Source organism: Levilactobacillus senmaizukei DSM 21775 = NBRC 103853 (assembly GCF_001592085.1).
Classification (GTDB): domain Bacteria; phylum Bacillota; class Bacilli; order Lactobacillales; family Lactobacillaceae; genus Levilactobacillus; species Levilactobacillus senmaizukei.
Window position 1 is genome coordinate 1 of the sequence record NZ_BCWD01000008.1, and the last position, 25,575, is coordinate 25,575.

Annotated in this window: 24 protein-coding genes and 1 pseudogene; 24 read left to right on the plus strand and 1 reads right to left on the minus strand. The window is 50.8% G+C overall.

Translation table 11 applies throughout. The features are described 5' to 3' along the window. Positions 1-179: 179 nt before the first annotated feature. Entirely contained in the window at positions 180-365 is a 186-nt protein-coding gene (gene rpmB / locus LSE01S_RS04315; RefSeq protein ID WP_020088997.1) for a 50S ribosomal protein L28, read from the minus strand. 233 nt (positions 366-598) lie between these two features. Here rpmB and LSE01S_RS04320 point away from each other — a divergent pair, with 233 nt between their 5' ends. From LSE01S_RS04320 to LSE01S_RS04430, 24 genes and pseudogenes are all read left to right on the plus strand, one after another. Further along, a complete protein-coding gene (locus LSE01S_RS04320; protein WP_061776403.1) occupies positions 599-961 on the plus strand; it encodes an Asp23/Gls24 family envelope stress response protein in 363 nt (120 codons plus the stop codon). 32 nt (positions 962-993) lie between these two features. Further along, a complete protein-coding gene (locus LSE01S_RS04325) occupies positions 994-2,679 on the plus strand; it encodes a DAK2 domain-containing protein (protein ID WP_061776404.1) in 1,686 nt (561 codons plus the stop codon). 75 nt (positions 2,680-2,754) lie between these two features. Then, positions 2,755-4,788, plus strand: a complete 2,034-nt coding sequence (gene recG, locus LSE01S_RS04330; RefSeq protein WP_061776405.1) for an ATP-dependent DNA helicase RecG — start codon at positions 2,755-2,757, stop codon at positions 4,786-4,788. A 23-nt stretch (positions 4,789-4,811) separates the two neighbouring features. Next, positions 4,812-5,846: a phosphate acyltransferase PlsX gene (gene plsX, locus LSE01S_RS04335; protein WP_061776406.1), complete on the plus strand. Its 1,035-nt coding sequence runs from the start codon at positions 4,812-4,814 to the stop codon at positions 5,844-5,846. Between the two features lie 75 nt (positions 5,847-5,921). Further along, positions 5,922-6,173 carry an acyl carrier protein gene (gene acpP / locus LSE01S_RS04340; RefSeq protein WP_061776407.1) on the plus strand — a complete coding sequence of 84 codons (252 nt, stop codon included), beginning with the start codon at positions 5,922-5,924 and terminating at the stop codon, positions 6,171-6,173. Between the two features lie 248 nt (positions 6,174-6,421). After that, positions 6,422-7,117 (plus strand): ribonuclease III, encoded by a 696-nt coding sequence (gene rnc, locus LSE01S_RS04345; RefSeq protein ID WP_061776408.1) that lies wholly within the window; start codon positions 6,422-6,424, stop codon positions 7,115-7,117. 12 nt (positions 7,118-7,129) lie between these two features. After that, entirely contained in the window at positions 7,130-10,684 is a 3,555-nt protein-coding gene (gene smc / locus LSE01S_RS04350) for a chromosome segregation protein SMC (RefSeq protein WP_061776409.1), read from the plus strand. Next, positions 10,684-12,018, plus strand: a complete 1,335-nt coding sequence (ftsY, locus tag LSE01S_RS04355; protein WP_061776410.1) for a signal recognition particle-docking protein FtsY — start codon at positions 10,684-10,686, stop codon at positions 12,016-12,018. The genes smc and ftsY overlap by 1 nt, the downstream gene beginning before the upstream one ends. Before the next feature lie 42 nt (positions 12,019-12,060). Further along, the gene (locus LSE01S_RS04360) at positions 12,061-12,756 is read left to right on the plus strand and encodes a hypothetical protein (protein ID WP_061776411.1); all 696 of its coding nucleotides are present in this window, start codon (positions 12,061-12,063) and stop codon (positions 12,754-12,756) included. A gap of 421 nt (positions 12,757-13,177) precedes the next feature. Continuing rightward, a complete protein-coding gene (locus LSE01S_RS04365; RefSeq protein ID WP_061776412.1) occupies positions 13,178-13,369 on the plus strand; it encodes a hypothetical protein in 192 nt (63 codons plus the stop codon). Positions 13,370-13,392: 23 nt separating this feature from the next. After that, the gene (locus tag LSE01S_RS10915; protein WP_156470471.1) at positions 13,393-13,536 is read left to right on the plus strand and encodes a hypothetical protein; all 144 of its coding nucleotides are present in this window, start codon (positions 13,393-13,395) and stop codon (positions 13,534-13,536) included. 148 nt (positions 13,537-13,684) lie between these two features. After that, a complete protein-coding gene (locus tag LSE01S_RS04370; RefSeq protein WP_061776413.1) occupies positions 13,685-14,026 on the plus strand; it encodes a putative DNA-binding protein in 342 nt (113 codons plus the stop codon). 19 nt (positions 14,027-14,045) lie between these two features. Further along, the gene (ffh, locus tag LSE01S_RS04375; RefSeq protein ID WP_061776414.1) at positions 14,046-15,488 is read left to right on the plus strand and encodes a signal recognition particle protein; all 1,443 of its coding nucleotides are present in this window, start codon (positions 14,046-14,048) and stop codon (positions 15,486-15,488) included. Positions 15,489-15,843: 355 nt separating this feature from the next. Further along, positions 15,844-18,489: a cation-translocating P-type ATPase gene (locus LSE01S_RS04380; RefSeq protein WP_061776415.1), complete on the plus strand. Its 2,646-nt coding sequence runs from the start codon at positions 15,844-15,846 to the stop codon at positions 18,487-18,489. A gap of 32 nt (positions 18,490-18,521) precedes the next feature. Further along, positions 18,522-19,703: pseudogene (locus LSE01S_RS04385) on the plus strand (ATP-binding protein). After that, a complete protein-coding gene (locus LSE01S_RS04390; protein WP_061776416.1) occupies positions 19,703-21,052 on the plus strand; it encodes a vWA domain-containing protein in 1,350 nt (449 codons plus the stop codon). Before LSE01S_RS04385 ends, LSE01S_RS04390 begins: the two are co-directional and overlap by 1 nt. A 2-nt stretch (positions 21,053-21,054) precedes the next feature. After that, the gene (locus LSE01S_RS04395; protein ID WP_061776417.1) at positions 21,055-21,348 is read left to right on the plus strand and encodes a hypothetical protein; all 294 of its coding nucleotides are present in this window, start codon (positions 21,055-21,057) and stop codon (positions 21,346-21,348) included. 87 nt (positions 21,349-21,435) lie between these two features. Next, the gene (gene rpsP / locus LSE01S_RS04400; RefSeq protein ID WP_061776418.1) at positions 21,436-21,711 is read left to right on the plus strand and encodes a 30S ribosomal protein S16; all 276 of its coding nucleotides are present in this window, start codon (positions 21,436-21,438) and stop codon (positions 21,709-21,711) included. Between the two features lie 9 nt (positions 21,712-21,720). Further along, the gene (locus LSE01S_RS04405) at positions 21,721-21,981 is read left to right on the plus strand and encodes a KH domain-containing protein (protein ID WP_061776419.1); all 261 of its coding nucleotides are present in this window, start codon (positions 21,721-21,723) and stop codon (positions 21,979-21,981) included. Between the two features lie 112 nt (positions 21,982-22,093). Further along, a complete protein-coding gene (gene rimM / locus LSE01S_RS04410) occupies positions 22,094-22,612 on the plus strand; it encodes a ribosome maturation factor RimM (protein ID WP_061776420.1) in 519 nt (172 codons plus the stop codon). Beyond that, positions 22,612-23,391 carry a tRNA (guanosine(37)-N1)-methyltransferase TrmD gene (gene trmD, locus LSE01S_RS04415; RefSeq protein ID WP_061776421.1) on the plus strand — a complete coding sequence of 260 codons (780 nt, stop codon included), beginning with the start codon at positions 22,612-22,614 and terminating at the stop codon, positions 23,389-23,391. The genes rimM and trmD overlap by 1 nt, the downstream gene beginning before the upstream one ends. 112 nt (positions 23,392-23,503) lie before the next feature. Further along, positions 23,504-23,866: a 50S ribosomal protein L19 gene (rplS, locus tag LSE01S_RS04420; RefSeq protein ID WP_061776422.1), complete on the plus strand. Its 363-nt coding sequence runs from the start codon at positions 23,504-23,506 to the stop codon at positions 23,864-23,866. 385 nt (positions 23,867-24,251) lie between these two features. Next, positions 24,252-25,034 carry a hypothetical protein gene (locus LSE01S_RS11120; protein ID WP_061776423.1) on the plus strand — a complete coding sequence of 261 codons (783 nt, stop codon included), beginning with the start codon at positions 24,252-24,254 and terminating at the stop codon, positions 25,032-25,034. Positions 25,035-25,214: 180 nt separating this feature from the next. Further along, positions 25,215-25,541, plus strand: a complete 327-nt coding sequence (locus tag LSE01S_RS04430; protein ID WP_061776424.1) for a MazG nucleotide pyrophosphohydrolase domain-containing protein — start codon at positions 25,215-25,217, stop codon at positions 25,539-25,541. Positions 25,542-25,575 lie beyond the last annotated feature (34 nt).

Consider the following 25,575-nt stretch of genomic DNA (forward strand, 5'->3'; position numbering starts at 1 on the left):
AGGTTTCCATCAACACCAAATATTGTAGAGCCCGATTAATGAAAAGGACCACTCGCGAACGCCTCATCGGCGTCTTCGAGTGGTCCTTTAAAATTCTAGAAACGAAAAGTGCTAGGCAACAAAAAAAGGCCCAAACCGATTTCCCGGCTTGGGCTTTCCTTTTATAACCGTGGCTATCACTAGACGCGGGTTACTTTACCTGATTTCAAAGTCCGAGCAGAAATCCAGACCTTCTTTGGCTTACCGTCCACTAAGATGCGAACTTTTTGTAAGTTCGGCTTCCAAGCGCGACGACTTGAATTCAAAGCATGAGAACGCTTGTTACCGAAGCGCGTCCGCTTACCGTTGATAAAATCCTTTGCCATGGCGTAAACCCTCCTTTGTGGATTCATTACTTTTTAAAAAAGCAGTGCTTTTTACTCACCTGAATAATTTACCATACAATTTCCGTGAAATCAATGTTTTCTTTCAAGGAAATTTACTTGACACTTGTTTACCGTTAAGACGTGGTTTTTAGTCATCCTATTTCTATTTTGGGTCGGGTTGTGGTAAGATTAATCTCTGTTAAGATTCTAAATCAGACAAGGAGGCTATTTTCATGGCCGTAAAGATTAAGACTCAGTACGGAACAATTGATATTACCAATGAAGTGATTGCGACCGTAGTTGGGGGTGCCGCGACTGATAATTATGGTGTCGTGGGCATGGCAAGTAAAAATCAAATTCGTGACAACGTCAACGATATTTTACGCCGGGAGAACTATGCCCGTGGGGTCGTTGTTCGCCAGGAAGAAAACGGCGTGGCCATCGACGTCTACGTGATCGCTAGCTACGGAACCAAGATTTCCGAAGTCTCACGTAGTGTTCAATCTAAAGTTAAATACAACCTAGAAACAATGCTGGGGGTTACCGCAAACTCAGTCAATGTCATTGTGCAAGGGGTGCGGGTGTTGGCTGACTAGCCAGACGTACTGAAATCAAGGAGGATACTTAGTTGAAAGTAACAGAAATTACTAATCTTGAGTTTGGTAAGATGGTCCAGGCAGCCTCGCAAAAGCTAAACCAGAACGCAGATTTTATTAACTCATTAAATGTTTTCCCTGTGCCCGATGGGGATACCGGGACCAACATGAGTCTTTCACTACAAAGTGGGGCCAAGTACGAGCGTGATGCCGATACGGAGGCCGTTGGTGCCCTAGCGACAGCCTTGGCCAAGGGCTTATTAATGGGTGCTCGGGGAAACTCTGGGGTTATCTTATCCCAAATTTTCCGCGGTTTTTCCCGCAAGCTAGCTGATCTGAACACGTTGAGTGCTCAAGATTTGGCTGATGGCTTTGCAGCAGGGGCTGAGACGGCCTATAAGGCCGTTATGAAACCAACCGAAGGAACAATTCTTACGGTGGTTCGTGAAGGGGCTCAGGCCGGTTTAAATGCTGCTAAGAAGTCCGAAGATGTTTTGGTCGTCATGGATGCCGTTTACGAAGCCGCTAAGCAGGCTTTAGCAACGACACCAGACCTCTTGCCGGTTTTGAAACAGGTGGGGGTTGTGGATTCCGGTGGCCAAGGGCTGACCTTTGTCTTGGAAGCCTTCAATGACTCATTAAATGGACGGGTTTCCGAAAATGAAGAGTATAAGCCTGACGATGCCGAAATGAACGAAATGATTGATGCTGCGCATCATCAGAGTGTTCAAGGTAAGTTAGACCCTAACAGCATCAAGTATGGTTACTGTACCGAAATCATGGTCCGTTTGGGCCGTGGTAAGCAGGTTGACCATGACTTTGACTATGATACCTTCTATAACTACCTCGCCGATCTCGGAGATTCCCTGTTGGTGGTAAATGATGACGAAATCGTCAAGGTTCACGTCCACACGGAACATCCCGGGAAGGTGATCGCTTGGGGCCAAGAATTTGGTGACCTTGCCAAGGTAAAAGTTGATAACATGCGGATGCAACAGGAGACTATCATGGAAAAGGATGATCAAGCCCCTGCTGCCACACCAGCGCCTGAGGAAGAGATTTCAGATACTGCTATTATTTCGATTGCAGCCGGTGACGGTCTTGCAACGCTCTTCAAGAGTCTCGGTGTGACGCACGTGGTTAACGGTGGTCAGACAATGAACCCAAGTACGCAGGATATTGTTGATGCCATCAACAATAGTAAAGCCAAACGGGCCATTGTTTTGCCTAACAATAAGAATATCTTCTTAGCTGCTGAACAGGCGGCACAGGTTGCAAATATTCCCACGGTAATCGTTCACTCTAAGACGGTTTCACAAGGGATGACGGCAATGCTGGGCTACAATCCTGATTCAGAGCTTGATGAAAACCAGTCTGCTATGGAAGACAATTTGACAGCAGTTAAGAGTGGTCAAGTGACCCATGCCATTCGCGACACGCAGTTGGATGGTTTTGATATCAAGGAAGGCAACTATATGGGAATCGTTGACGGCACCCTTAAGGTGACGGAAGCGGATCTGTTACAGACAGCCGTTGAAACGGTCAAGGCCATGTTAGACGATGAAAGTGAAATTGTCACGATTATCTATGGCACGGACACGACCGCCGAAGTTGCCGATCAATTACAAGCGGCGGTTGCCGACTTGGATGACGACTTAGAAACGGAAGTTCATGAGGGGGACCAACCGGTTTACCCATTCTTGATTTCGGTTGAATAGCAAGTAAGTACGAAAAAGATTGGGCGATTAGGTCCAGTCTTTTTTTCGCATTAATGAGGAAGGGAGTGAAGGTACATGCCGAGCTTAAGCGATAGCGTCAGCGTTTTAGCCGGAGTCGGCCCTAAACGAGTGGCCGCCTTGAAGGAGCTAGATATCGGTAACATCAATGATCTATTGACCTACTTTCCGTTTCGTTATGAGGATCTCCAAGCAAAGGATCCCAGTGAGTTAACGGATCAGGCGAAGGTGACCCTGAAGGGAACGGTAGCAGTAGTACCGGTGTTGACCCGCTTTGGTCGTAAGAAGAATCGGCTGAACTTTCGGTTGCTTATCGATGAGCACACCATCATTCCCGTGACGTTTTTCAACCAGCCATGGCTAAAGGATCAGCTTGAAGTAGGGGCGGAGGTAGTTGTTTACGGTCGCTTCGATGCTAAACGGCAGAGTTTGGCGGGTATGAAGATTCTTGCCAGTGCGAACAATGCGATGGGGTCGATCTATCCGGCCAACAAGTCTATTCGCCAGGGAACCATTAAGCAACTGGTTGAAGCAGCCTACGACCAATATTCGGAGAAGATTGTTGACCTCGTTCCGGAACCCCTCCGTGATCAGTACCATTTACTTCATCGTCGCGAAATGATTCACGACATGCATTTTCCGGCGGACGATGCGGCGGCTCAGGCGGCTCGCCGCACGGCTAAGTTCGAGGAATTTTATCTCTTTGAAATTCGGCTGCAGATTGTTCGGCAACAGGACCATACGCTGCACGGGCAGCCGTTGGCGTATGACCTGACGGCATTAAAGGCCTTTATCGATTCATTGCCCTATGAGTTAACGGCCGCACAAAAGCGAGTGGTTAACGAGATTTGTTTTGATCTGAAACGCCCCGTGCACATGAATCGCTTGCTTCAAGGTGACGTTGGGAGTGGGAAAACGGTGGTCGCCGCGATTGCGATGTATGCGGCGATTACCGCCGGGACCCAAGCCGTGCTAATGGCACCAACGGAAATCTTAGCGGAACAACACGCCGATAATCTGGCCAAGTTGTTTGCTGATTTTCCGGTTAACGTGGCGTTGCTAACCGGGGCGACCAAACCGGCCGCTCGGAAAACACTGCTGCCACAGATTGCCAATGGGACGGTTAACTTAATTATTGGGACCCATGCATTGATTCAACCCGAGGTGAGTTACCACCATCTCGGATTAGCGGTGATTGATGAACAACACCGGTTCGGCGTGAACCAACGACGAGCACTGCGGGAGAAGGGGCAACAGCCCGATGTTTTGGCGATGACGGCGACGCCGATCCCCCGGACGTTAGCGATCACGGCATACGGCGAAATGGACGTCTCGGTCATTAATGAATTGCCAGCCGGTCGTCAACCGATTAGGACCACGTGGATTCGCAGTAATCAGGTGGATTCGGTCCTACGTGAAGTTAAAGCAGAGTTGAGTACCGGATCACAGGCCTACGTGGTCACGCCGCTGATTGAAGAATCTGAAGCGGTGGACATGAAGAATGCCGAGGCCATCTACGACCGGTTTAAAGCGGAGTTTGAGCCCACCTATCAGGTTGGCCTCTTACATGGCCGTATGAAAAATGACGAGAAGAATACCATCATGGCGGACTTCAAGGCTAATAAGTTTCAGGTGTTGGTCGCCACGACGGTGATTGAAGTTGGGGTCGATGTCCCGAACGCGACCTTGATGCTAATCTATGATGCCGATCACTTTGGCCTGGCACAGCTCCACCAGTTGCGTGGTCGAGTTGGTCGGGGACAGAAGGCGTCGGCTTGTATTCTTATTGCCGATCCCAAAAATCAGTTGGCGATTGAACGGATGACCACCATGACCAATTCTAATGATGGTTTTGTCCTCGCACAAAAGGATTTGGAATTACGGGGTCCAGGTGATATTCTTGGAAGAAAGCAATCGGGTGTGCCAGACTTCAAGGTTGGCGACCCGGTGGCCGACCTAAATATTTTAAGTGTGGCCCAACAAGCTGCCAAGGAAACGGTAGCCGCGCCCAATTGGGACGACAAGGATGCAAACTTACCGTTGGTCGCATTCTTAAGTACAACCGCCCATCAGAACAGCACGATGGATTAGGTTGATGATAAAGGAGAATTAACATGAAAATTGCCGTTGATGCCATGGGTGGGGACTACGCGCCTGCCGAAATTGTTAAAGGAATCGAATTAGCCCGGGATGCTTATCCGGATGTTGAGTTCCTGTTATTTGGTCAGGAAGCGGCGGTGAAGCCTCTGATTAAAAATTCGGACCGCATCCAATTTGTTCCCGCGACAGAAACCATTACGATGGAGGATGAGCCCGTTCGAGCCGTGCGGCGTAAGAAACAATCCAGCATCGTTTTGGCGGCCACGGCCGTCAAGGAAGGCCAAGCGGATGCCTTCTTTTCCGCTGGGAATTCAGGTGCCGTCTTGACCGCTGGTCTCTTGATCGTTGGTCGGATCAAAGGGATTGATCGACCGGGTCTGACCACGACCTTACCCGTCCTACGGAAACCAGACCAGAGTAGTTTTGTGATGCTGGACGTGGGGGCCAACGCCGACACGAAAGCCTTTAACGTGGTCCAATATGCTATTATGGGCCAGTACTATGCTCAGTCCGTGATGCACGTTCAGCAGCCCAGAGTCGGCCTGCTGAACAACGGAACCGAAGCCGATAAGGGTGACAAGAATCATCGGGCTATTCATGACGCCTTGGCTCAGATGAGTGAGATTAACTTCATTGGTAACGTCGAGTCACGGGAATTGTTGAATGGCGCTGCCGATGTGGTCGTGACCGATGGCTTTACCGGGAATGCCACGTTGAAAGCCATTGAGGGGACCGCCCTCTCGATGCTGAAGCTCATCAAGGGTGAGATCATGAGCGGCGGCTTGGGCGGCAAGATCGGGGCCAGCATGTTAAAACCAGTCTTTGGCAAGGTGCGGTCTGCGATGGACTACTCGCAATACGGTGGGGCGGTTCTGTTAGGCCTGAAGGCGCCCGTGGTCAAGACCCATGGTTCCTCTAAAGCACCAACGGTAAAGAATACCATTGGGCAGATTCGTGAACTGGTTGCGAGCCACAGTGCTGATCAGTTAGTTAGCTACTTTGACCAACACACCGACGAGATGGCTGCGTTGAAAGAATCCCTGAAATAACGGGGCTGAATTGGCTAGACAAGGCCGGTTAAAACGGTTAGACTACTAATGAATACAACGAATGAGGGATTGCAAATGACAAGAACAGAAATTTTTGACAAGATCGCAGACATCATTGCCGATCGGTTTGAAACTGACCGAGATGGCATCAACGAACAACTAAACTTCAAACAGGATCTGGATGCTGATTCCATTGACTTTGTTGAGTTTGTTCTTGAATTAGAAGACACCTTTGGTGCTGAAATCTCAGATGAAGATGCTGAGAATTTAAACACCATTGGTGAAGTGGTTGACTACATCGTTGCCCACCAGAGTCAACAAAAATAAGTTTTGAGCGAGTCCGGGCCGCACCTTTTCGTCCCGGGCTTTTTCAATCTTTTTAGGACGGATCTGGGGGCCTTACCAGATGGTGTCACGGCTGTCAGTTTGAAAAATCTGGGAGAACCAATAGACGGTTAAGCTAGGCCGATCGATGCTCGTGTTAGCCGTACCCACCACGTTCCAGCCCCCAGTGGGCCGACCGGTAAGGTAATCTTTGTCATCGGTAAGAAATTAAGAAATGAGGGAATTTGCACGTGATTGCTGGATTAAATAAAGAATTAGAAGAAGTTTTTGATATTCATTTTAAAGACCAGTCGTTACTTGACGAGGCCTTTACCCAGGCATCGTATGTCAATGAGCATCCGAACCAGGGGCTGAAGTTTTACGAGCGAATTGAATTTTTGGGGGATGCGGTGATGCAGTTGGTCGTTTCCAATTACATTTTCCGACGGTATCCGAACATGCCCCAAGGACGGTTAACTCGGCTACGGGCGGCGATGGTGAACGAACAAAGCTTTGCTAGCTTTGCCCGTGAATGTCATTTCGATAAATACATCCGGCTTGGTAAGGGGGAAGAAAAGGCCCAGGCGCGACAACGCGATTCGTTACTTTGTGATATTTTCGAATCCTTTATTGGGGCACTGTACATGGACCAAGGCCTGGACAAGGTCGTGCCATTCGTCACGCGGGTCGTTTTTCCCAAGCTGGACGAGGGCCGCTTCGATGAGTTCTTTGACCACAAGACGGAATTACAAGAATTGGTTCAACAGCACGGCCCGGTTGAAATTGACTATCGGCTATTAGATGAAGAGGGCCCCGACAATGATCGGGCCTTTAAGGTCGCCGTTTACGTTGACGACAAGTTGTTAGGTGAGGGGCAAGGGCACTCTAAGAAGCATGCGGAACAAAACGCAGCACGACACGCCCTCGAAAATTTAGAAACGAAGTAGGGATGACAAGCGATGCGGTTAAAGACATTAGAAATTAGCGGATTCAAGTCCTTCGCGGATAAAACCCGTATTGACTTTTTGCCGGGAATGACTGGCATCGTCGGCCCCAATGGTAGTGGAAAGAGTAATATTTCGGAAGCGGTTCGCTGGGTCTTAGGAGAACAGTCGGCCAAGAGCCTGCGAGGGAGTAAGATGCCCGATGTGATCTTTGCGGGTTCGGCCGATCGCCACCCGCTGAACCGGGCGGCAGTGGCCATTACGTTTGACAACAGTGATCACTATTTAAAGAGTGATTATACCGAGCTGACGATCAGCCGGGTGTTATATCGTAACGGCGACAGCGATTACCAATTGAATGGGCAGAGCTGTCGGTTGAAGGATATTACGGAACTATTGATGGATTCGGGGATGGGGCAAGACTCGTTCTCAATTATTTCTCAAGGGCGCGTTGAGGCCATCTTTAACAGTAAACCCGAGGATCGACGGAACATTATCGAAGAAGTAGCGGGGGTTTATAAATACCGTAAGCACAAGGAAAAGGCACAGCGTGAGCTCGATGACACGATGGCTTATTTGAATCGGGTTGAAGATATCATTGCCGAGCTCGAGGGTCGCTTAGAGCCACTTGAAGAGCAGAGTAGTCTGGCTGAAGACTATTTGGACCAGCAGAAAAAGTTTGCTCTACTGGATCGGACCCAATTGGTGCGGCAGCTGCACACCGAAATGGATCAGAAACGGACCGTGGATACGGCGGTTCAGGAAAAGCAAACCCAGGTCGTCAATCATCAGCGATCCGAACAGAAACAGACCACAACGGTCCAATCGTTGAAACACCAACAGACTGATTTACTAGCCCAAAAGGATGCTCTCCAGGCGAAGTTGGTTTCGGCCACTCGGCTGGTGGAACAGTCTCAAGGACAGGTTAACTTGTCAGGTGAACAACAGCGGCATCAGGCCGAGCAACGGCAACAACTGGAGCAACAACTCACCGAGACGCAAGATCAGATCAAGGATAATCGCGATCAGTTGGCGGCGGTCCAAGAAAAGCTGACGGCGTTAACGGCCGAGATGGCCACGGTTAAACAGGCGATTCATGACCTAACTAAGGCCACTGATCCACGAGTGTTGGCAGATATTCGCCAACAGATTGAAAAACAGCGCAACACCTATTTTGACCAAAAGCAACAGGTGGCCAACTGGCGCAATGAACAACAGTATTTGCAACAGGACCAGGAGCGACGGCAGCAAGCCGGTCAACGGGTCCGCCAACAGTTAACAACGTTGCAGAGCGATGCGACTATGGCGACCGACGCAGTGGCTGAGTTAACAACGCAGGCCACGACGATGAAGAATTGCTTGAATCAGGCTGAACAGGATCTGGATGCCGAAGCCGGCAATTATCAGCGAGTAGACCAGCAGTATCAAGGGTTGCAACATAATTGGCAATCGGCCCTAGAGGTCTACCAACGAGCCCAAACGAAAGTAGCTAGCCAACAGGCGGCGTCTGCCGAATACGGCGGATTTTATCAGGGCGTGCGGGCAATTTTGAAGCAGCGGGAACGGTTCCGGGGCCTACTCGGAGCAGTGTCAGAATTGTTGCAAGTGCCGGATCGCTACACGACCGCTGTAGAATTTGCACTTGGTGGTCAGCTACAACAGGTGGTTGTCGATGACGAGACCACGGCTAAGGCCGCGGTTGGATACCTGAGAAAACAACGTGCCGGTCGGGCCACCTTTTTGCCACTCAGTACGATTCGCGGTCGTCAGATTGACCGCAACACTCTCAGTTTGCTACACAGTATGCCGGGGTACTTGGGGATCGGTAGCGATCTGGTAACGATTGACGCCCAGGCGCAAGTGATCCTGCAGTATCTCTTGGGAACCACGGTCTTTGCTGCCAATCTGGACAATGCCGTGGCCATTAGCCAACGAATTCATCATCGTTATCGCGTGGTTAGTCTAGGCGGGGATGTTGTGAGTGCCAGTGGGGCCATCACCGGTGGTCAAACCAAGCAAAATCATAGCAGCGTGTTGCGCCAACAACAGGAGTTACAACAACTCGAAGGCTCAATTAAGCAGATGAAGCAGCAATTGGCCGAGCAAGAGACTAAGATCAAGGCCCAGCGGTCACTTCTAATGGACAGCGAGAAGCGGCGACAGGACTTACAGGCCACAATTAACGAACGCCAACCACAGTGTCGGCAACTGGATGATCGGTTGGCCAATGCTCAAACGACGGCTGATCAAGCCCAACGTAAATTGGCTGCAGCCCAGCTTGAGATTAAGCAGGCGACGGCGGAAGATGATGATCACAAGGCCACCGAGCTGATTGAACAAATCAAGACTGGTGAGGCTGCAATTGCCGAGACGGCGGTTAGGGTTAAAGAGCTCCAAGCGCGGCTAGCGACGTTAGGAACCGACCAGGAAGCGCAGCAGGCCACTTTAAGTCAGAAACAGGCTTGGTTAGCCGGCGCCAAGGAGCGGCGACAACAGCAGTCGGCGACCGTGCAACAGTTAACGTCTGACGAAGCAGCCGCTAACGACCGTATTCAGAACCTGCGGGATCAGTTGACCCAATTGGACCAGCAGCACGCATTGACGCCGGCTGCTGCCCAGGACCAGCTGAAGGCGGCCCAGGTCGATCGGCAGCAAATTGAGGCAGATCTAGCGACGACCAACGACCAGCTGACTACGGTTAATGATGACCTGGCGGCTGCAGAGACAGCTAATCAACGAACCAGTGGGCTCCTGCAACTCGCCAACGATGATTTACAGCGGGCACAAGTTCAACAGACTCGCTTGGCGGCTCTGATTGATCAACAACAAAATCAGCTGTCCGAGAAATATTCGCTGAGCTTGGCGGCTGCCGAGAAGGACGTGAGTGATATTGCGCCCGATGATCTAGCCGTTCAATTAAAGTTATTGAAGCGGGGCCTCGATGAGATTGGAACGGTCAACGTTCATGCGATTGATGAATATCATGAAGTGAAGGAGCGTTACGACTTTCTGACGCAGCAGCGGGATGACCTGCTGACCGCTAAGGATCAGTTGACCACTACGATGACGGAGCTCGATGATCAAGTGAAAACGCGCTTCAAAGCTAGTTTTGACCAGATTGCGGCGAAGTTCACGGCCACCTTCCGGCAGATGTTTGGTGGCGGGACGGCAGAGCTAGTGTTAACTGATCCCGCTGATCTGTTAACCACGGGAATCGATATTATGGCGCAGCCGCCTGGTAAGAAGTTCCAAAACATGGGACTCTTGTCTGGGGGCGAACGGGCATTGACCGCCATTACCCTGTTATTTGCTATCTTACAGGTACAACCCGTGCCATTTTGTATCCTGGATGAGGTAGAAGCGGCCTTGGATCCGGCTAACGTGACCCGTTTCGCCCGTTATATCCATCAATTCCAAGATCAAACTCAATTCATTGTCATTACCCACCGTAAAGAAACCATGGTTCAAGCCGATATTTTGTACGGTGTGACCATGCAAGAATCCGGCGTTTCCAAAATGGTCGCCGTTGATCTTGACCAAGAAACCACCACGGAAAGGAAGCCATCTTAATGGGATTATTTGATATTTTTCGGCGCCGGGCCAAGGAAGAACCGAACAGCCAGGCCGAGAATGAAACGCCAGTCAGTGAAAACGATGCCGCCACTGAAGCACCGGTAGCTAGCGAGGCTACTGAAACGAGTGAGACGACCAGTGAAGCGACACCCGCTGTTAGCGAAAGTGAGGCAACTGAACCGGTTAGCAAGAGTGAAACCGATGCGATCAGCGAGTCCACGTCTGACGAATCAGAGCCAAGTGAAACAGCTACTAACGAGACCGTTACCACTAGTGCGGCCGAAGATTCTACGAGTGACACCTCGGAGAGTGAAGCACCGCTTGAGGAGTCTGAGGCCGAGCCAACACCGGTGGATGAAACCGAAACGCCCGTCGAAAAGACCGACGAACAGCTCTACGACCAAGGATTAGAGAAGACGCGAACCACTTTTGGTGAGCGACTGAACGCCTTACTGGCCAACTTCCGCCATGTTGACGAGAGTTTCTTCGATGACTTGGAGGAAACTTTGATTGGAGCCGATGTTGGGTTCGACATGGCCGTCAAGTTGAGTGATGAACTGCGTGACGAAGTTAAACTTCAAAATGCTAAGAAACCGCAGGATGTGCAAAACGTCGTCGTTGAAAAGCTGGTTGAAATCTATGATGCCGCCGGAAACGATGAGCGTACCACGTTGAATATGGCCGAGTCCGGGCCCACGGTGATTCTGTTTGTTGGGGTTAACGGGGTTGGAAAAACCACGACCATTGGTAAGATGGCCAACCGGTACCATGAGGCTGGCAAGAAGGTGTTACTGGCTGCTGCGGACACGTTCCGGGCCGGTGCCACCGAACAGCTCGATGTTTGGGCTAAGCGGGCCGACGTGGATATTGTGACGGGGAAACCCCAATCGGATCCGGCTGCGGTGGTGTTTGATGCCGTACAAAAGGCCAAAAAAGAGGATTATGACATTCTCTTTGTCGATACGGCTGGTCGGCTTCAAAACAAGGTTAACTTGATGAATGAGCTGTCGAAGATGAAGCGGATAATTACCCGTGAAATTCCGGCGGCGCCACATGAAGTGTTACTGGTGTTGGACGCGACGACCGGGCAAAACGCCTTGACGCAAGCGAAGTTATTTAAGGAATCCACCGATGTCACTGGGATTGTGTTGACCAAGTTGGACGGAACCGCCCGTGGGGGGATTGTCCTGGCCATTCGCAATGAACTTCACGTTCCCGTGAAGTTCATTGGCCTAGGTGAACAAATCTCTGACTTGCGGCCATTTGACCCGAATGAGTTTGTTTATGGCTTGTTCAAGGGCCTCATCGATGTTAATGCTTTGAAAAAATAAGGCTAAAGTTTTGGGAAAATCCAGGAGCTGGGGGTGTGGCTGATGAAGAAGCGCCGATGGTTGGTTATTGGCGTTGGCCTCATCGTTTTCTGCCTTTTCGCGGGAATGCTTATTTCGGATATTGAGTTTCTGGTTGAAAATGACATCGATCACTGGGATTTTAAGGTGCTGCTGTTCTTGGGCCTGACCGGGGTTGGATTACTCTTGGCACTGGCTTCGGTGATCATGAATAAGTTCTTTAGTCGACACCTCGTCGTGCCAGTCTTCCTCGTTATTTTGATTTTAGGCGTCAGGGCGTTGCCGGTCCGGTGGGGTGACTATCGTAAGGTGATCTATCCGATCAGCGACTCGGAAGTGGAGCGGGTCTCCCGGCTCAAGTTGAGCCAGGATGATGAGCATCTGATCTACTTGTACCGGTCAGACAACCAAGCGTCTATTCGGTTCATGTCAAAGATGAAGACTTATTTAAAGACCGGTGATCAGAGCGTCTACGCCTATGACCTGACAAAAGCCCAAGCGAAAATGACGACCGGGCAGTATTCAGCGCTTATCAAGCGGTTGGGGGTCAACGCGCTTCCCGCCATTGTTTTCAGTTATCGTGGTTTTAAGCATAGTAGACCGTATGCGGTTACCTTTAACGCCATTAACGAGCAGACGAGGTTTTCTAAGCTGAAGGCCTATTTGGATGGTGATCGGGAGAAAACTTCTGGACCGGGAATTGTTTTTAAAGGCAGCTAACGTTAACGATTCAATTGAATAATGTTAGTTGAATGCTGGCATAATGAATGGTGTCCTTAGAAATTAGGGACGCCATTTTTTTGGTGAAAGAAACCGGTTGCCGTCTAGCGACACACTTGGTGGATTTTTTAAGTTGGGTGGTGGAGTTGGCCTTTATTTTAAGGTGGACCTAAGTAAAAATGCGAACGCGGTCGTTAGTGTCGGGGTGTGTAGCGATCATGAACGCTGGCTTTGAGCTGATGACTGGCGAAGACTTTGGCTTAATTGATTCCAAGCCAAGTGAAGGCTTAAAAGGTCAGTGATGGAGAAGCTTTAGGTGACAATTAACTGGCGGGTCTTGGATGATGAGGTGAAGATCGCCCGTTTATTTAAAGCCAGAGACTCGGTTATCTAACTGTCACGGCTAGGGAGAAATTATCTTATGAAGAAAATCGTTCAAGCAAGGCTGATTCTAGGCGTTGGTGCGGGGCGTGTCGGTGTGACTAGCATCACGGCATCTGCCAACAGTCAGTATTCGGCTAAGCGGACCAAATCAGTTCGCTTGGTCTGGCGAAAGAGCATGAAACGTCATGCCATGACGGCCACAAAAGGGGCCGGTATTCACGGCATTTAGCGATTCGTTATAGTAACAACGACGTGACCCCATCGGCGGGGTATCCCGCCGCAAAGCAGGCCCAGTATCGGGGCTGGCGCATTGGTGTCCGGACTCAGATCAACAATGAGTGGGGTGAAGACATCTCTGAAGGTGACGCTGCTACTTACCTAGCACCAGTCAAATAATTAAGCGATTTTTATTTTGACGAAGCAATTCCTTAAAACGAGGAGTTGCTTTTTTATCGTTTACCGGTCAAGTCCGCGAAAAAAATTGACGCGCCCGGTAAAAATCGGTACTCTAGTAGAGTGTGTAACTATGTGGGAGGACCCCAGTATGGAGCTTGAAAAAAACAATCGAATTAATTCCTTATTTGCGTTCTACCAGCCGTTACTGACTGCAAAGCAGAATAACTATATGCAGCTTTACTATGGGGACGATTATTCCCTGGGTGAGATTGCGGAGGAATATAGCGTCAGTCGGCAGGCGGTGTACGATAACCTGCGACGGACCGAGAAAATTCTCGACGACTACGAAGAGAAGTTGCATCTCTTCCAAGAATTTACCGCCAGAAATGACCAAGCGGATGAAATTCAGGCCTATGTGGCCCAAAATTATCCGCACGATGGCAAGCTCAATCGGCTCGTGGCGGGCTTAGAAAATCTAGAAGAACAATGAAAGTTAGGTGGCAAATCGAATGGCGTTTGAAGGTTTAACTGAACGACTACAAGGCGCGATGCGTAAGCTTCGTGGCAAAGGTAAAATTTCCGAAAAGGACCTCCGCGAAACCATGCGGGAGATTCGGCTGGCCCTCCTAGAGGCCGACGTTAACTTCACGGTTGTCAAAGACTTTGTGAAGCAGGTTCGTGACCGGGCGATGGGGGCCGATGTCCTCGAGGGGTTAAATCCGGCCCAACAAATCGTTAAGATTGTTGACGAAGAATTAACTAAGACCATGGGGGACGAGGCCGTCTCCTTGAACAAATCACCCAAGATTCCAACCATTATCATGATGGTCGGTCTTCAAGGGGCTGGTAAGACGACTACGGCCGGCAAGCTGGCACTGAAGTTAAAGGACGAAGAGCATGCCCGGCCATTAATGATTGCGGGCGACGTTTACCGGCCAGCTGCCATTGACCAATTGGTTCAGGTAGCCGAGGGCATCGATGTGCCGGTCTTCCAATTAGGAACCGATGTCAACCCGGTAGAAATTGTTCGGCAAGGGTTGGCCCAGGCCGCCGAGAACCATAATGATTACGTGATCATCGATACCGCTGGTCGTTTGCAAATTGACGAGCAACTGATGAACGAATTGAGTGAAATTAAAGATCTGGCTCATCCCGATGAAATTCTGCTGACGGTTGATGCCATGACCGGTCAAAATGCCGTGGCTACTGCCGAAGGGTTCAACGATAAGTTGGATGTTACGGGGGTTGTCCTGACCAAGTTGGATGGCGATACCCGTGGTGGGGCCGCACTGTCTATTCGGGCCGTGACCGGCAAGCCAATCAAGTTTATTGGTCAAGGTGAAAAGATGACCGACTTGGACGTCTTCCATCCCGACCGGATGGCGTCTCGGATCCTGGGGATGGGGGACATGCTATCCCTGATCGAAAAGACCCAGAAGGACTTTGATGAGAAGCAGGCCAAGGCCTTAACGGAGAAAATTCAGGAAAATTCCTTTGATTTCGATGACTTCTTAGACCAATTGGAGCAGATTCAAAAGATGGGGCCCATGGAAGAGATCATGAAGATGATTCCGGGCATGGCGAACAATCCTGCCCTGAAGAATGTTCAAATGGATCCTAAAGACATGGACCACTTAAAGGCGGTTGTCTACTCGATGACCCCCCAAGAACGAGCCAATCCCGATGTTCTGAACCCTTCACGGCGGCGACGGATTGCGGCTGGTTCCGGTCGTCCGGTACAGGCGGTTAATCGGATGATTAAGCAATTTAATCAGATGAAGAAGACCATGAACCAGATGTCAAAGGGGAACATGGCCGGCGTCGAACAGATGATGGGCAGTGCCGGTGGCAGTGGCCTGGGTGGTCGGATGCAGAAGCTGGCTTTGAACCGGATGTCACGACAAATGAAGAAGAATAAGAAGAAACGTTTGAAGCGTAAGAAGCGCCGTTAACCTAATGGTGTTGGTCGTGCAGGTTCTTAATTGGCGGCCGGCGTGAGAACGAGGTAGGGCAGTGACCACGGTCATTGTCCTATTTTTTAATAAATCAATAATGTTAACCATTTAATCGCTTTTTTGTAGACTGAGCAAGGAAACTCCGGTATAATTCTGGTTATAGAAGCTACATAAGGGAGTAACTAGCAGACCTCTGCGGCAATATCGTCAGCAAGAAGCCATTCCGGTATTGTCTTAAATAGTGAGACTTATGGGCGTCCACAATTATTTTTGTGTGCGCGCGTGGGTCTCTTTTCTTTTCCGCTGAATATGGAAAAGGAGGCCGGCCGGACACGACAGGAGGAATGGATTAATGAAACAACCAATTTACCAACGGACGGTGGCGGACCTCTTAGAGGCCTTACAGGTCACCGAACAGGGTTTAAGCGAGCAGCAGGTGCAGGAGCGACTGGTCAAGCAGGGTAAGAATGTGTTGAATCAACAACAGACCAGTTCGCTATTACAGAAATTTTTGGCTCAGTTCAAGGACTTCATGATTATCGTGTTATTGGTGGCAGCGCTGATCGCCGGGATGACGGGGGAAGTGGTCGATGCCATTATTATCTTGGTAGTGGTTGTTTTGAACGCCGTCTTTGGTGTCTTTCAAGAGGCGAAAGCAGAAGAGGCCATCAACGCGTTAAAGGAAATGTCGGCGCCTAACGCGTCGGTTCGTCGCGGTGGTGAGATTGTCACCGTCAAAAGTGAGGACCTGGTTCCTGGTGATGTGGTACTGTTGGAGGCCGGCGACATTATTCCCGCCGACCTGCGCCTCATCGAAGTTGCCTCGCTGAAGGTTGAGGAGTCCGCATTGACCGGTGAATCCGTGCCGGTGGACAAATCGGCCGACCAGTTGGACACAGCGGACCTGGCCATTGGTGATCGCACCAATATGGCCTTCATGAACAGTAACGTCACCTATGGCCGGGCAACGGGGTTAGTTGTTGCAACCGGGATGCAGACCGAAGTTGGTCGAATTGCCGGCATGATCGAAGCCGCCGATGAGACGACCACGCCACTGCAAGCAAACTTAACCCAACTTGGGAAATCATTGACAATTTTAATCTTAATCATCGCCGCCATTGTCTTTGGGATGGGCATGTGGCGCCAGACCGAGAGTTTGGTTGATATGTTACTGACGGCCATCTCCTTAGCGGTGGCGGCCATTCCGGAAGGCTTGCCAGCTATTGTGACCATCACCTTAGCTTTGGGGACGCAACGAATGGCTAAGCGCCATGCGATCGTTCGAAAATTACCGGCGGTTGAGACGTTGGGGAGTACGGACATTATTGCCTCGGATAAAACCGGGACATTAACGCAAAACAAGATGACCGTGGAGAAGGTGTACCGGAATCTCCAGTTGGTCGATGCCCATAAACAGCATTTTCAACAGACGGATCGGCTAGCGCAGGTCATGATTCTAAGCAACGATACCAAGGTGACCACGGAAGGCCTGACGGGTGATCCAACCGAAACGGCACTGGTTCAATATCAGTTAGACCAGGACTTTTCGGTGGATCAGCTCTTAAGCGCCATGCCCCGTGTTGGTGAAATTCCGTTTGATTCGGAACGTAAGCTGATGACCACGGTGCATCCCTTGGCTGACGGTCGTTACCTGATTGCAGTTAAGGGGGCGCCCGATGAATTGTTGAAGCGCGTCACGCAGATTGAATTGAAGGACGCGGTTTACCCGTTGGAGACGAGCACGCGCGAACAAATCCTGAACACCAACCATGATATGGCGACGCAAGCCTTACGGGTCTTGGCGTTTGCCTATCGAATTGTGCCGGATGTTCCGACCGACTTAACCAGTGCGACAACGGAACAGGACCTGATCTTCGCTGGGCTGGTGGGGATGATTGACCCCGAGCGGCCAGAGGTGGAACAGGCCGTGGCCGATGCGAAGTCCGCCGGGATTCGGGCGCTCATGATTACCGGTGACCATCGTGATACAGCGGCTGCAATTGCCACGCGACTTGGAATCATCGACAAGGGCGAAACCGATGCCGTGATTACCGGGGCTGAGCTGGACGACATGGATGATGCGACCTTTGCCAAACGTGTCGGGGACTTTGCCGTGTATGCCCGGGTTGCACCAGAGCATAAGGTGCGGATCGTCAACGCTTGGCAGCGCCACGGTAAAGTGGTTGCCATGACCGGGGACGGGGTGAATGATGCGCCGGCATTAAAGGCGGCCGACATTGGGATTGGCATGGGGATTACCGGGACCGAAGTTTCTAAGGGTGCTAGTGATATGATTCTCGCTGATGATAATTTTTCCACGATTGTGGTGGCAGTTGAGGAAGGTCGTAAAGTCTTCGCTAACATTCAAAAGGCCATTCAGTACCTGTTATCCGCTAATCTCGGGGAAGTCTTGACTTTATTCATGATGACCATGTTAGGTTGGCAAATCTTGGCGCCCGTTCACATTCTCTGGATTAACCTGGTGACCGATACGTTACCGGCCATTGCCCTGGGGATTGAACCCATGGAAAAGAATATTATGCGGCAGCCGCCTCGTGGTCGGCAGTCCAATTTTTTCTCCGGGGGAGTCTTAACGGGAATCCTGTATCAGGGACTACTCGAAGGGGTAATTACCCTTGGGGTGTACTGGTTTGCCATCACGTACCCCGTGCATTCGGCCGCTAACTTGGCCCATGCTGATGCCTTAACCATGGCGTTTGCCACGTTGGGCTTGATTCAACTTTTCCACGCCTTTAACTCCAAATCGATCCACGGGTCGCTGTTCACGGTTGGTTTGTTCAAAAACAAGTTTTTCAATTGGGCGATCCTGATTGCCTTTGGCTTGTTGGCCGCAACCATTCTGATTCCTGGATTAAATGGGATGTTCCACGTCACCCACTTAGACGGGCATCAATGGGCCACGGTCCTGGTGGCTTCCTTCCTAATGGTCGTGATCGTGGAAATCGTTAAGTTCTTCCAGCGTCGCGTGTTAAAATAAAACTAATAATCGATTAGAAAGAGGCGACGACGGTGTCTTTAACCTATCAAACGTGTTTACAGGCAGTTGAAGTGGTCCTGGCGAGTGGGAGCGTACCCACCATCGTCGGTGAGGCTGGGATCGGCAAGTCGGCCCTGGTGGCCGATCTGGCCGCTAAACGACATGCCAAGCTGTTCACCACGGTGGTTAGCCTGGTGGAAAAGGGAGATCTGGTAATCCCGGTGCCGCCACTGACGACGGATTCGTTTGTACAGACGGACGATTACGGTTCATTAGCCGATGTGCAGTTTGGTTATTCACACACCCTAGTTGCCATGATTCGCCAAGCCGAGGCCCATCCCGACCAGGAAATTATTTGGTTCCTGGATGAATTTAATCGGGGGACGCAGGCGGTCCAGAGTGAATTAATGAACTTGGTCTTACAACGCCAGATCAATACGCTAAAGTTACCACGCCAGGTGCACTTGATTCTGGCTGAGAACCCGGACGCGACCATGGCTGGTTTTGAACAGAGCCATTATGGGGTGACGCCGGGGGATGCCGCCATCGCCGATCGGACGACCCGTCTAATTTTGCGGGCTGATACGCCGAGTTGGTTAGATTGGGCGACCGCAGAAGTCGCGGGACAGCCGCGGATCGACCCGTTGGTGACAGCCTATTTGGCCGAGAATCCCGGCGACCTGTACGTGGCGACGACTGGCACCATGGCCGACGATGACCTGCAGCCAACGCCGCGGGCCTGGGAACGGGTTTCACGGGCCTTACGGCAGGTTGACCGGGAGAATCTCTGGGGTCACCTCGAAATGTTGACCGCGATTTTACAAGGAAACTTAGGCATCACGGTGGGGATGGCCTTCGCCGGTTATATCAGTGAGCAGCGCCCCGGATTAACGGTCGAGCAGGCCTTTCAGGCTGAGGATGCGGTGGCGACCTTCACCGACTTAGTACCCGCACAGCAGCAACAGATTTTACAGTTGTGTCTCGCTGCCGGAGCAGATTGGCCATTGACGGTCGCAGCTAATGCGCGTCGGTTCACTGAACTCCTGGAGGTGTGCCCACCGGATGGTCAGTTTGCGGTTGCTCAGTTAATGGCCGATGAGCCAGATCTACTCGAATAACTGGCTGACCAGGTTAGCATGATGCCGGCCGTTGCCGGACTCTATCAGTTATTGACCAAGATTGGTCAACGGAGTAGCCAGATCGAGGTGTCCTAATGGCTAATTTAAGTCAAAATTTACGTGAACTGGCGACCTTGTCACCAGCACAACAAACGACCGCGACTGGTAAACTCTATCGTGATGCCGTGATCTATCTGCTGCGGACCGATCCCTTTTATGGGCGTGTCCTCAGCCGCCTCAATGTGACCACCACTGCCCAGCAGCGGTGGCCTTTGGCGTTGGTCAGCACGGCCAATGAGTGGCAGTTACGGTTGGGTAGCCAGGCGTTGGTCGCGAGTCGTTGGACGGGGCCACAAATGGTGGCAATGTTGCGGCATACGGTGTTGCATCTCCTGTGGGGGCACCCAGACCGGTATGCCGATCAGCAAGGGCCTAAGCAGGCCCCACTAGTTCGGTGGGCAACGGACGCAGCGGTCAACGACTACCTGACGGATTTGCCGGCGGGGGCGGTGACCAGCGCCGCGCTAGCTCGGCTTTTAGAACACCCGGTAGCACCGCGCCAGGACTCGGCGATCTATTTAGATCAGCTACGACGATGGCAAGCAGCCGCACCGGTTGGGACCGATCAACGTGCCAGTAGCATTGGCGGAACTAAAGCCGATCCGGATGCGGCCATTGGGACCACTGTGCCAGGGTCGGTTGTTAGTGAACAGGACGGTCACGAAGACTGGCAGACGGGGACGATTACGACTGCAACCAATCGTGAACAGTGGCGTTCTCAGCTCTTTCAGAATGTTAGTGGGTCCTTATCGACCAAACAACGGGGAACGCTCCCTGGGGCCATTCAGGCAGTCTTAACGCCGATGGTTGCGGCGCGTCCTTTAGACTGGCGGTCGCTGCTGCGGCGCGGCCTCGGCCAGGTTCCGGCCGGTCGGCGTCCAGCCTATGGTCGCTTCAACCGCCGGCAACCGTATCGCATGGAATTACCCGGGACCCTGGTCCAAACATGGCAGAAGATTGCGATTTTTGTGGATGAGTCTGGCTCCATGGGGAATGCTGAAATTAGTTATCTGCTGGGGCAGATTGCGACGATCCTGGCGGTCTATCCAGCCACAGTCACGGTGTATCCGTTCGATACGCAGGTCCATGAGCAATCAGCGTTTACGCTCGAACGTCGGCCCACGACTTTGCGAAGAACCGGCGGGGGCGGTACCCGATTTCAGGCGGTCCTCGATGCCTTGCCCCGATTAGTTAGTGGGCAGCCGGGGGAGCTGGTTATTATTCTTACCGATGGTTTCGGCGAGAATACGCTTCGCTTAACCGCACCGGCCACCTTTCTATGGCTACTAACCAGTCCGGTCGAAAAATTTTCGGTGAGCCACGCGCCGGGGACCGTGATTAGTCTAACGAACGATCCGCAGTGGCAGGCCCTAAGGAGGCAATGAAGATGACAACTTTAACCGCAAATGAATTACGAGCGCTGCTGAAACAGTCGGCGGCCTTCAAGAATGCTCAGGCGATTCTGGCTGACGAATGGGGTGCTCGTGCGGAAGAGAACCCGTTGTTTCGGGCCCCAATTAGCGTCGCCGATCTGCAGTTTGCCAAGAATCTGCAGGCCACGGGAGTCAGTCAACGCGGCGTCGACTTTGAAGATTACGCTGCCGTTCAGGATTGGATTGCGGCGAATCGCCAATTTTTAACCGAAACGGATCTGGCTTGGTTGCAACGGCCGTTTGATTAATTTTAAGGTGTAAAGAAAAAACCCTTTACATCATATCCAGAAACTGGTATATTATTACACGTTGAAAGAAATACAGGAGGTGTCTACATGTCAGTAAAGATTCGTTTAAAGCGGATGGGCTCAAAGAAGCGTCCATTCTACCGGGTTGTGGTTGCCGATTCACGGAGCCCTCGTGACGGTCGTTTCATCGAACAAGTTGGAACGTACAATCCAGTTACCCAACCAGCAACGATTACGTTAAAGGAAGAATCTATCATGAACTGGTTGAACAACGGTGCTCAACCTTCAGATACGGTTAAGACTTTACTCTCTAACGCTGGTATCATGAAGCAATACCACGAAGCTAAGTACACTAAGAAGTAGTGATTAGCGATGACCGATTTTAAGGCACTAATTCTAGCAATTGTTAGCCCACTCGTTGAACATCCCGAAGACTTGGTGGTCACACCGGTTGAAACGGATCGTTTCTACGAATATCGGTTAGCCGTCCACCCCGATGATGTCGGTCGTGTGATTGGCAAACAAGGCCGTGTGGCGCAGGCAATCCGTACGATCGTCTATAGCGTCCGCGTGCAAGGTAATAAACGGGTGCGACTCATCATTGATGACCGCCCGGCAAAGACTCTCGAGTGAGGCGGCGACGTTTCCCTCGAGTTTTTTGTATCCAAAGATAAATTAGCCGTGCTGACCAGACGAGATCGGTCAGGACACTTAAAAAATTATGAATGAAGAGGAGGCCGGTAACATGGCTTATTATACGGTGGGAACTATCGTTAACACCCATGGGATTAAGGGGGAAGTGCGGGTCATTGCGACCACAGACTTTCCTGAAAGTCGTTTTGCAGTGGGTTCGACGCTCTATACTTTTCAGTCAGGACAGACCCAGCCCGTGTCGTTAAGCGTGGCATCGGTGCGTAAACACAAACAGTTTTACTTGTTGAGCTTTGACGGCAAGCCTTCCATTAACGATGTCGAGATTTACAAGGGGAGCACGCTCAAAGTCACCGACAATGAGTTGGAAACGGGTGACCTGCGGCCAGGCGAATACTACTACCATCAAATTGTTGGCTTGAAGGTGGTCACTGAAGATGGCGAGGAACTGGGTAAGATTAAAGAAATTCTGGCACCCGGGGCCAATGATGTTTGGGTGGTTGACCGGCCAGGTAAGGACGACTTGTTATTACCCAAGATTGACCAGGTGATTAAGCATGTCGACTTAGACGCTGGTCAGGTCACGGTTGAATTGATGGAGGGACTCGAGTAATGCGGATCGATGTTTTAAGTTTATTTCCAGACATGTTCTCTGGTCCCATGCACGATTCCATCGTGGGTAAGGCCATTCAGAACGGTCATTTGACTATGCCGGTCACGAACTTTCGGGACTACTCCACTAATAAGCATGGTAACGTTGATGATTATCCCTTTGGGGGTGGCGCGGGAATGTTGCTCCAGCCGCAACCGATCTTCGATGCTTTGAAGGCTACCGAGGAACAGGCCGCGGCTGAAGGTTTACCCAAGGGTCGCGTGATCTTACTCGATCCCGCCGGGGTAACCTTTAACCAACACGTGGCGGAGGAGTTTGCTCATGAGGAACATTTAACCTTCCTGTGTGGCCATTATGAGGGCTATGACGAACGCATTCGGACATTGGTGACCGATGAGGTGTCCCTGGGCGACTTCGTGCTGACAGGGGGCGAATTGGCCTCGATGGTCATGATCGATGCCACGGTTCGGCTGTTGCCAGGTGTCTTGGGGAACGCCGAGTCGGCGCCGGGAGATTCATTTTCCTCAGGGTTGTTGGAATACCCACAATACACCCGTCCAGCCGATTTCCGGGGGATGACCGTGCCGCCAGTGCTAACGAGTGGTGACCATGGTAAGATTGCCGAATGGCAGCAAAAAGAGGCCCTCCGCCGGACCTACCAGCGCCGGCAGGACCTAATCGATCACCGCAAGCTGACGGCAGAACAGAAGCGTCTGCTAGCGGATGTTCGGATCGAGGAAGAAGAACGCCAGGCGGCAGCTAAGGAGTCAAGAAAATAATCTTTACAGGCATATGCTGATATGGTAAACTTGTCTTTGGCTGTTTAGCCACAAAAACAACATTCCGCTGTCGAAATAGAGAATGAATGTTGGCGAAAGGATAGATTAAATTATGCGCCAAAACAATTTGATTGCTAAGATTAACCAAGAACAATTACGGGACGATGTTCCTGATTTCCGTGCTGGTGACACTGTTCGTGTCCACGCCCGGATCGTTGAAGGTACGCGTGAACGTATCCAATTGTTTGAAGGGGTTGTCATCAAGCGTAAGGGTGCCGGTATCCAGGCAACCTATACTGTACGTAAGATGAGTAACGGTGTCGGTGTTGAACGGATTTTTCCATTAAACTCCCCACGAGTTGCTCAGATTGACGTTATTCGTCAAGGTCGCGTACGTCGTGCTAAGTTGTACTACCTCCGTGATCTTAATGGTAAGGCTGCGCGGATTCCAGAACGCCGTCGGGCTGCTAAGTAAGTCACACTTAAAACATCAATCCGTTGAGGTTGGTGTTTTTTTGTTGATTTGAAAATTTTTGTGAAATAATCCTTGACGATCATCACTTTGTCGTGTATAGTTGTCTATTGGAGTTTAAGAGATGCTAATAACGTGATTCAGAGAGATTGGTTAGCAAGCCGGAGTTTCTTAGATTTTAAAAGTTGTCCGCTCATTCAGTTGGAATGAGGGACGACTTTTTTTGTCGACAGATTTAACCGCAGTGGTGATGACCGATTCAGTGGACTAGGCTATGGTGTCGAAGGTAGCGTTTGATTATCGCTTGAAATGGTTCGATGCACATCGGTTTTTATCTTCAACTATTTCGCTGTGAGTGCTAAACTAGACCACAGTGGGAGGGATTCATATGAAAAAGATGATTCAGGCACTGGCCGTTCTGGTTGCCGGTGCTGGCGTATTGGGTGTGTCGAGTGTGACGGCTTCCGCAAATAGCCAATATTCGGCGAAGCGGTCCAAGTCGGTTCGGTTGGTTTGGCGTAAGAGTATGAAGCGTCATGCTATGCGAGCCACGAAAGGTGCCCGGTATTCGCGGCATCTGGCGATCCGGTATAGTAACAATGATGTTACCCCAACGGTAACATGGTATACGGATGCTCACGAGAAGCTCTATAAGAAAAACAAGGGGCACAATGCCATTTACTACCACGTCAAGAGTGCTGATGGCACCTTGCAAGGCTGGATCTGGCGAGGGTATCTGAAGAAGGTCTCTAAGAAGACGACCACACCTAAGGTGGTGGATACATCGGCCGATTCTGGTAAAACCGTCAATGACATTGCCATGACACGGTATTTGTTCCCTAATTCCATCTATGATGCTAAGTTGAGGGATGCGGCAAATAACTTCTTGGCTATTGATGAATTTTCTGCCGTGACTGATATGCGGGATGACATGAGTCGCCAAGTAGCCTTCTACACGCCATTCAAGACGATGAAGTACATTGACTTTCAGAGTAAGGATCCTAACAGTCTGAAGTCAATCGATGCCGCTTTGACCGCTGCCGGGTATGATGCCAAGACTAGAAGCACGACCTACAGTGGCTGGTACGTCGGTGGTAGTCTGGTTAGTTTGGATTCCTCGTATGAGGGAATTGAACCTGGCGAAGGGATCATCTACTTAATTCAAAAGTAATCAGTTAAATCAAGTGTTGTGAGCGTTCAATCCCAGTGATGGATTGAACGCTTTTTTGTTGGGCACCGGTTGCTTGGTAATCAGGTAAAGATAAATTTGTAAGACGTGACAACCGAGGATTCAGTCGAGCGGTGGTAATCTAGGATGAACGACGTTAGTGCAAGAGCATAGGAGGTTATGATGGACTTAACAACACATCAGGAGTGGTTGGTTCGTTTCTATCGAAGTCGACAATGGTATCAGTACTCACCCTTTATTCGCTTGAATTTTTTGACGGAGGAAGTGGGTGAGCTGTCCCGGGCCATTCGGGCGATCGAGATTGGCCGTGATCATCCGGGGGAAGCTGACCGGACGTCGGCAGACCTGACCGCTAATTTGGAAGAAGAACTGGGAGATGTCTTGGATCAGGTTTTGATTTTGAGCCATAAGTTTGGCGTGAACCCAGAACGCCTCTTGGCTGCCAGTGAACAGAAATTACGGGCCCGGTTTGACGAATCAGGGATTTAATGGTTATCCGGCGTTAGTGATTTGTCTTTGATTC